The sequence below is a fragment of the Streptomyces sp. NPDC006430 genome, from assembly GCF_040612395.1.
Taxonomy (GTDB): Bacteria; Actinomycetota; Actinomycetes; order Streptomycetales; family Streptomycetaceae; genus Streptomyces.
In genome coordinates this window covers 40,655-48,142 of sequence record NZ_JBEXQA010000039.1, presented here as the reverse complement: position 1 = coordinate 48,142, position 7,488 = coordinate 40,655, and the positions used below count along the sequence as shown (strand labels likewise).

Annotated in this window: 6 protein-coding genes; 2 read left to right on the top strand and 4 right to left on the bottom strand. The window is 70.4% G+C overall.

The annotated features are described in order from the left end of the window. Nucleotides 1-151: 151 nt before the first annotated feature. The gene (locus tag ABZZ20_RS32815; RefSeq protein WP_356875965.1) at nucleotides 152-1,177 is read right to left on the bottom strand and encodes a glycosyltransferase family 2 protein; all 1,026 of its coding nucleotides are present in this window, start codon (nucleotides 1,175-1,177) and stop codon (nucleotides 152-154) included. 311 nt (nucleotides 1,178-1,488) lie between these two features. Between ABZZ20_RS32815 and ABZZ20_RS32810 the strand changes: the two genes are divergently transcribed. Continuing rightward, nucleotides 1,489-2,844 carry an LCP family protein gene (locus ABZZ20_RS32810; RefSeq protein ID WP_356875963.1) on the top strand — a complete coding sequence of 452 codons (1,356 nt, stop codon included), beginning with the start codon at nucleotides 1,489-1,491 and terminating at the stop codon, nucleotides 2,842-2,844. A gap of 72 nt (nucleotides 2,845-2,916) precedes the next feature. On the opposite strand, the gene ABZZ20_RS32805 is transcribed toward ABZZ20_RS32810, so the two are convergent. Continuing rightward, nucleotides 2,917-3,468, bottom strand: coding sequence for an acyl-CoA thioesterase (locus ABZZ20_RS32805; protein WP_356875961.1), 552 nt, complete (start codon nucleotides 3,466-3,468; stop codon nucleotides 2,917-2,919). A 106-nt stretch (nucleotides 3,469-3,574) separates the two neighbouring features. On the opposite strand from ABZZ20_RS32805, the gene ABZZ20_RS32800 reads away from it, so the two are divergent. After that, nucleotides 3,575-4,918 carry an LCP family protein gene (locus ABZZ20_RS32800; RefSeq protein WP_356875959.1) on the top strand — a complete coding sequence of 448 codons (1,344 nt, stop codon included), beginning with the start codon at nucleotides 3,575-3,577 and terminating at the stop codon, nucleotides 4,916-4,918. Between the two features lie 64 nt (nucleotides 4,919-4,982). On the opposite strand, the gene ABZZ20_RS32795 is transcribed toward ABZZ20_RS32800, so the two are convergent. Next, on the bottom strand, nucleotides 4,983-6,065 hold the full coding sequence (locus ABZZ20_RS32795; protein ID WP_356875977.1) for an NDP-sugar synthase: 1,083 nt from the start codon (nucleotides 6,063-6,065) through the stop codon (nucleotides 4,983-4,985). A 112-nt stretch (nucleotides 6,066-6,177) separates the two neighbouring features. Then, entirely contained in the window at nucleotides 6,178-7,335 is a 1,158-nt protein-coding gene (locus tag ABZZ20_RS32790; protein ID WP_356875957.1) for an acyl-CoA dehydrogenase, read from the bottom strand. Nucleotides 7,336-7,488: the final 153 nt, after the last annotated feature.

Genomic DNA, 7,488 nt, shown 5'->3' with positions numbered 1-7,488 from the left:
CGGCCCGCGCGCTCACCGTCGCGAACGACTTGGAGTGCTGGGCGATCCTGGAGGGCTGCACCTGGTAGCCGCTCCACCTGATCGTGCTAAGGGGCCCGGCGGCGCCGTCGATCGACGGCGCCGCCGGGCCCCTTTCGCGTACCCGGCCGGTTTAGACCTCCGTGGTGTCGCGGTGCACCGCCGGGCGGCGGCTCGCGATCACCTTGTCCGCGAGGGAGCGCGGGCTGGTCAGGAACCCGAAGCCCCAGGACATGTGCATGGTGGCCATGGCGAGCGGGATCTGCGCCCGCGCCGCGAGGGAGAGGCCCTTGCCGGCCGGTATCGAGCCGACCGTGATCGCCGCGAGGTAGCCGGCCGGGAGCGCGAAGGCCCACGGGGTGACCGTCGCCCCCGCCACCACGCCCACCGCGATCGCGCACAGGGCGGTCGGCGAGGCGAGGTAGCGCAGGTTGATGGAGCCCGAGTGGTAGCGGGCCACCACGTGCCGCCAGCGGCCGTAGTCCTTGTACTGCTTGGCGAGCGCCCGTACGGAGGGCCGCGGACGGTACTGGACCTTCAGCTCGGGCGAGAACCAGATGAGCCCGCCGGCCTCACGGATGCGGAAGTTCAGCTCCCAGTCCTGGGCACGGATGAACTCCTCGTTGTAGCCGCCGGCCCGCTCCAGCGCCTCCCGGCGGAAGACGCCGAGGTAGACGGTGTCCGCCGGGCCGGCCTTGCCTCCGGTGTGGAAGGCCGCGTTGCCGACGCCGAGCTTCGAGGTCATCGCGGCGGCGACGGCGTCTTCCCAGGCGTTCTCGCCCTCGGCGTGCATGATGCCGCCGACGTTCTGCGCACCGGTCTCCTCCAGGAGGCGGACCGCGGTGGCGATGTAGTTGGCCGAGAGCATGCCGTGGCCGTCTACGCGTACCACGATCGGGTGACGCGAGGCCTTGATGGCGGCGTTGAGGGCGGCCGGGGTGCGGCCGGAAGGGTTCGGAACGGTGACGACGCGGGGGTCCTCGCGTACGAGCTCGGCGGCGATCTCGTCGGTGCGGTCCTTGGACGGCCCCAGCGCGATCACCACCTCCATCTCACCTGCGTACTCCTGTCCGAGGATGTGACGGACCGAGTCACGCAGGTGGCGCTCCTCGTTGAGCACCGGCATGATCACCGAGACTGCGGGCTGCTGGGCGGGCATGTGGTCCTTCAAGGTCGGGTATCGGTGTCACGTTACCGCGTACGGGGGAAACGGGTGCGCGCCGCATGATCGATGGGGACTGAGGCTGATCGTATGGGCCTACTGTTCTGACTATCTGACCGATATTTCCGGTTCACCCCTTTTAGCCCCTGCTGCCCGCGGAGGTGTCCCCCGTGCCCCAGCCACACCGTCCCACCCGACCCGGCAGGTCCCCGCGGCCACAGCGTGCGCGGCACGGCGGTACTCCGGCCCGGCGCCGGGGCGACCGACCGAGGTGGGGGTTACGGCTGGCTGCCGGACTGACGGTGGTCGTGCTGGGCTCAGGGGCCGTCGGGCACGCGGTGATGACCGGCCTCGACACCGGAATCGAGCGGGTGGACCCGTTCAAGGACATGAAGAACCGGCCGCAGGCCGGGCACGGCCTGAACTTCCTGCTCGTCGGCACCGACGGCCGGGACAAGATCACCCCGGAGGACAAGCGCGCCTACCGCCTCGGCGGCTCCCCCTGCCACTGCACCGACACCGTCATGCTGGTGCACCTCTCGGCCGACCGGGAACGGGCCAGCGTGGTCAGCCTGCCCCGCGACAGCTACGCCGAGCTGCCCGAACACCGGGACGAGTCCAGCGGCGAACAGCACGGACCACATCCGGTGAAGCTGAACGCTGCGTACGCGGAGGGCGGGCCCCAGTTGACCGTACGCACCGTCGAGAACATGACCAAGGTGAAGATCGACCACTACCTGGAAGTCGACTTCACCAGCTTCATGAAGACGGTCGACGCGATGGGCGGCGTGGAGATCTGCACCGCCAAGGCCCTGCGCGACCGGAACACCGGCCTCGACCTGCCGCCGGGCACCCACCGGCTCACCGGCGGACAGGCACTCCAGTACGTGCGCTCGCGCCATGTGGACAAGGCCTCCGACCTCGGACGGATGCAGCGCCAGCAGCGCTTCGTCGCAGCCCTGATCAAACAGGCGACCGGCGGCGGGGTGCTCCTGAACCCGGTCAAGTTCAAGGAGGTGAGCTCCACCCTGCTGGGTTCGGTACGGGCCGACCGCGGCTTCGGGTCGGAACAGATGCTGGCCCTGGGCCAGGCCCTGCGCGATTTCACCCCGTCCTCCTCGGAGTTCGCCTCGGTCCCGATCGGGAACCCCTCGTTCCTCGTCAGGGGCATCGGCTCGACGGTGAAGTGGGACGAGCCGAAGGCCGCGAAGCTCTTCGAGTCGCTGCGCCAGGACCGCCCGCTGACCCCCGCCGCGCCGGGGTCAGCGCGACTCCGGTCGCAGCAGCCGGCGGTGCCGGTGGACGTGCCCCCGCAGCAGATCCGGGTGCAGGTGGAGAACGGAACCCGGATCGACGGGCTGGGTGGGCGGGTGGACTCGGCACTGCGCGCCACCGGCTTCGACACCACCCGGACCCCGGGCAACGGCGCGAGCCGCGACGTCAAGCGCACGGTGATCGCGTACGACCCGCGCTGGGACCGCTCGGCCCGTACGGTCTCGACGGCGCTGCCCGGCAGCGAACTGCGGGCGGTGGCGGGCCAGGGACGTACGGTCCTGGTGATCGCCGGCACCGACTACAAGAGGGTGGTGCCGGTCCGGCCGGAAGACCCGTACCGGGGCCAGTTCGGGGTGGTCACCGGCGACCAGGTCGTCTGCGGGACATAGCCCCGACGCCACCCGTACCCGCTCAGTCCCCAGCCCCGACCCTGACCCCGGCCCCCGGCCCCGGCCCCCGGCTCAGTCGTCGTCGAAGCCCTGGGCCGCCCGCTCCTCGCGCAGCGCCATGATCGCCCGGCGCCGGGCGAGCCGGTGCGTGCGGCGGATCTGGGCCTCCTGGTTGCGGCGGCGGTCCTGGTCGGTCTCCGGAAGGACCGGCGGGACCGTACGGGGCTTGCCGTCGGCGTCCACGGCCGTGAAGACGAGGTAGGCGCTGCCGACCTGGGTGGCGGGGGTGGACTCGTTCCAGCGCTCGGCAAGGACCCGTACGCCGATCTCCATGGAGGAGCGGCCGGTCCAGTTGCACTGGGCCTTCACGTGGACCAGATCACCCACCCGGACCGGTGCCAGGAAGGCCATCTCGTCCATGGACGCGGTGACCGCGGGGCCGCCCGAGTGGCGCCCGGCGACGGCGCCCGCCGCGTCGTCCACCAGTTTCATGATCACACCGCCGTGCACCGTTCCGAGGAGGTTGGTGTCGTTGGCCGTCATGATGTGGCTGAGGGTGGTCCGCGAGGCCGAGATCGGCTTGCCCCGCAGGTCACCCGCCGTCGCGCCCGGTATCTCTGTCATACGGCCACCTTAAAGCCGACGCGCAGGCATCAGCTGTGCAACAGCAGCGGAACGAAGCCCGGCCGGGACTGTCGGGCACCGCATCCGGCCAGGCATCCTAGGCGGCATGAGTGAGTGGCCCGAGGGGCGCAACGACGGCGGGGACGACCGGTACGGACGCGGCAGCGCGCAGGCGCAGCCGGAGGGTGCCCGGCGGATGCCGCACGTCCAGCGCCAGCAGCAGCGGCCGGTGCCGCAGCAGCAGCAACCGCAGCGACCGGTCCGGCCGCCGGCACGGCCGGGACAGCCGCCCGCCTACGGGGTACCGCCGCAGTCCCAGGGCCACGACGCGTACGACGGCTACAACACCGGCCAGGTCTACGGTCGGCCGCAGGTCAGCCCGAACGGACCCGGCGGACCCGGCGGACCCGGCGGACCCGGCGGGCCGGGGCAGCCGCCGTCGGCGCGGCCGGGCCGCCCGGCCGGACCCGCCCCGGACTGGCGCAAGCGGATCAAGATCGGCTCCATCGTGCTGGTCACGGCACTCCTGGCGACCGGCATCGGCACGTACGCCTGGGCCGACTCCAACGTGCGCCGCGAGGTCGACCTCGGCAAGGTCATCGAGCGCCCGAAGGAGGGCGACTGCACGACGTACCTGATCGTGGGCTCCGACAGCCGCGAGGGCATGTCCGACGAGGAGAAGAAGAAGCTCCACACGGGCTCGGCCGAGGGCAAGCGCACCGACTCGATGATGATCCTCGCGGCCTGTTCCAGCGGCAACACGATGATCTCGCTGCCGCGCGACTCGGACGTGGAGATCCCGTCCTTCGTCGGCTCCGAGTCCGGGAAGAAGTTCCCGGCCAAGGGCAAGCGCACCAAGCTCAACGCGGCGTACGCGGAGGACGGGCCGGAGCTGCTGGTGCGCACCGTGGAGTTCAACACGGGCCTGCGCATCGACCACTACGCGGAGATCGGCTTCGCCGGCTTCGCCAACATCGTGGACGCCCTCGGCGGCGTCGACATGAACATCGAGAAGGGCTTCAAGGACGAGAAGTCGGGCGCCGACTTCAAGGCCGGCGAGCAGACCCTCAACGGCGAACAGGCGCTGGCCTTCGTGCGGACCCGGTACGCGTTCGCCGAGTCGGACCTGGCGCGGACGAAGAACCAGCAGAAGTTCCTGGCGACGCTGGCGAACCAGGCGGCCACGCCGGGGACCGTCCTCAACCCGTTCAAGCTCTACCCGGTGCTGGGCGCCGGACTGGACACGCTGATCGTGGACAAGGACATGTCCCTGTGGGACATGGGCGACATGTTCTTCGCGATGAAGGGCATCAGCGGCGGCGAGGGCGTGTCAATGAACATGCCGATCGCGGGCGAGCGGGGCGGCAACCTGCTCTGGGACAAGCCGAAGGTGCAGCAGCTCGTCAAGCAGATCCAGAACGACGAGAAGGTGACCGTCACCGGCAACTAGGCCCGACGCGCGGCGTCGTGACCGTGGAGGTCACGTCGCCGCGCGGTGCGCGGGGCGTGCGCCGTCAGCGGTCCGAGGAGAAGCGGAGGGCTGCGGAGGGGAGTTCCGCCCCGCACCACACCCGAGCGCCCGCACGCAGTTCGTTGTCCGCGCCGACGACGGCCCCGTCACCGACGACCGCGCCGTCCAGTACGGTGCGCGGCCCGACCGAGGCGCCGACGCCGATCAGGCTGGCGCGGACCTGGGTGTCCGGGCCGATGACCGCGCCGTCGAGCACGATGGAACCCCGGACGACCGCGCCCGCCTCGACGCGCGCTCCCGCGCCCACGACGGTGCCTCCGGACAGCTTGGCCCCGGCCGCGACTTCGGCACCCGGGAGCACCAGGGATTCGCCGCGCGGGCCGGGAACGGCCGGGGAGGAGACGACTCCGCGTACGAGGTCGGCGGAGGCCTGGACGAAGGACTCGGGCTTGCCGAGGTCCAGCCAGTACGTGTTCTCGGTGACCCCGTGCAGGACGGCCCCGGCGGCGAGCAGCCCGGGGAAGGTCTCGCGTTCGACGGAGACGGGCCGGTCGGCCGGAATGGAGTCGATCACGCTGCGCCGGAAGACGTAGCAGCCGGCGTTGATCTGGTCGGTGATGATCTCCTCGGGGGTCTGCGGCTTCTCGGTGAAGGCCAGCACCCGCCCCTCGGAGTCGGTGGGGACCAGGCCGAAGGCGCGCGGGTCCTCGACCCGCACCAGGTGCAGGGAGACGTCCGCGGCGGCCTTGCGGTGCGAGTCGACGAGGCCGGCGATGTCCAGGCCGGTGAGGATGTCGCCGTTGAAGACGAGGACGGAGGAGTCCGGGCCGCCGGTCAGGCGGCGGGCGGCGTTGCGGATGGCTCCGCCGGTGCCGAGCGGCTCGTCCTCGACGACGTATTCGAGGGAGACGCCGAAGGCGGAACCGTCGCCGAAGTACGGCTCGAAGACCTCGGCCAGGTAGCAGGTGGCCATCACGATGTGCGTGACACCGGCGGCAGCGGCCCTGGCTATCTGATGGGCGAGGAACGGGACGCCCGCCGCACGCACCATGGGCTTGGGGGTGTTCACCGTGACAGGACGCAGACGCGTCCCCTGCCCCCCGACCAGCAGGATCGCTTCCAAAATTGTTTCTCCCCACCCGGTTCGGGAGTCCGAAGGTCCAAAGTTAGCCCATTCGGGAGACCCCGAAGGCCGGAGGCGGACGAATGCAGCTGCCGCCTCCGACCGATGGTGGTGCTTAAGGCAGGTTCCTCGCCATGACGATCCGCTGGACCTGGTTCGTGCCTTCATAAATCTGAGTGATCTTGGCGTCGCGCATCATGCGCTCGACCGGGTAGTCACGCGTGTAGCCGTAGCCGCCGAGCAGCTGGACGGCGTCCGTGGTGACCTCCATGGCCACGTCGGAGGCGAAGCACTTGGCCGCGGCGCCGAAGAAGGTCAGGTCGCCGTCGACGCGCTCCGACTTCGCGGCCGCCGAGTACGTCAGCTGGCGGGCGGCCTCGATCTTCATGGCCATGTCCGCGAGCATGAACTGCACGCCCTGGAAGTCACCGATCGGCTTGCCGAACTGCTTGCGCTCCTGGACGTAGCCCTTGGCGTAGTCCAGGGCGCCCTGGGCGATGCCCAGCGCCTGGGCGGCGATGGTGATGCGGGTGTGGTCGAGGGTCTTCATCGCGGTGGCGAATCCGGTGCCCTCGGCGCCGATCATGCGGTCGGCGGGGATCCGTACGTTGTCGAGGTAGACCTCGCGGGTCGGGGAGCCCTTGATGCCGAGCTTCTTCTCCGGGGCGCCGAAGGAGACGCCCTCGTCGCCCTTCTCCACGACGAAGGCGGAAATGCCCTTGGAGCGCTTCTCCGGGTCGGTGACGGCCATGACCGTGTAGAACTCGGAGACGCCCGCGTTGGTGATCCAGCGCTTGACGCCGTTGAGGACCCAGAAGTCCCCGTCGCGCACGGCGCGGGTCTTCATGCCGGCGGCGTCGGAGCCCGCATCGGGCTCGGAGAGCGCGTACGAGAACATCGCGTCGCCCTTGGCCAGCGGGCCGAGGTACTTGGCCTTGAGCTCCTCGGAGCCGGAGAGGATCACCGGGAGCGAGCCGAGCTTGTTCACGGCCGGGATGAGGGAGGAGGAGGCGCACACACGGGCCACCTCTTCGATCACGATCACGGTGGCGAGGGCGTCGGCGCCGGCGCCGCCGTAGGTCTCGGGGACGTGGACGGCGTGCAGGTCGTTGGCGACGAGCGCGTCGAGGGCCTCCTGCGGGAAGCGGGACTCCTCGTCGACCGCGGCCGCGAACGGCTGGATCTTCGCCTCGGCGAGCGAGCGGACGGACTCGCGGAGCATGTCGTGCTCCTCGGCCGGGCGGTACAGGTCGAAGTCGGCAGAACCCGCCAAGATCTCTCACTCCCCAAGATGATGCGTGATGCTAACTACCGTTAAGTAACCGAAATCTTAGTGCCGGTGTGCTGAGAGCGATATGTGCGGTGCACGTGAGCTTCCTGACAACCGTGGCGCCTGTGGCGTTCATCCGGTGCGCCTGTGGTGCTG

Excerpts from the sequence above, each read along its gene's own strand:
- ABZZ20_RS32815 (WP_356875965.1), bottom strand. The coding sequence starts at position 1,177 with ATGCCCGCCCAGCAGCCCGCAGTCTCGGTGATCATGCCGGTGCTCAAC.
- ABZZ20_RS32805 (WP_356875961.1), bottom strand. The coding sequence starts at position 3,468 with ATGACAGAGATACCGGGCGCGACGGCGGGTGACCTGCGGGGCAAGCCG.
- ABZZ20_RS32800 (WP_356875959.1), top strand. The coding sequence starts at position 3,575 with ATGAGTGAGTGGCCCGAGGGGCGCAACGACGGCGGGGACGACCGGTAC.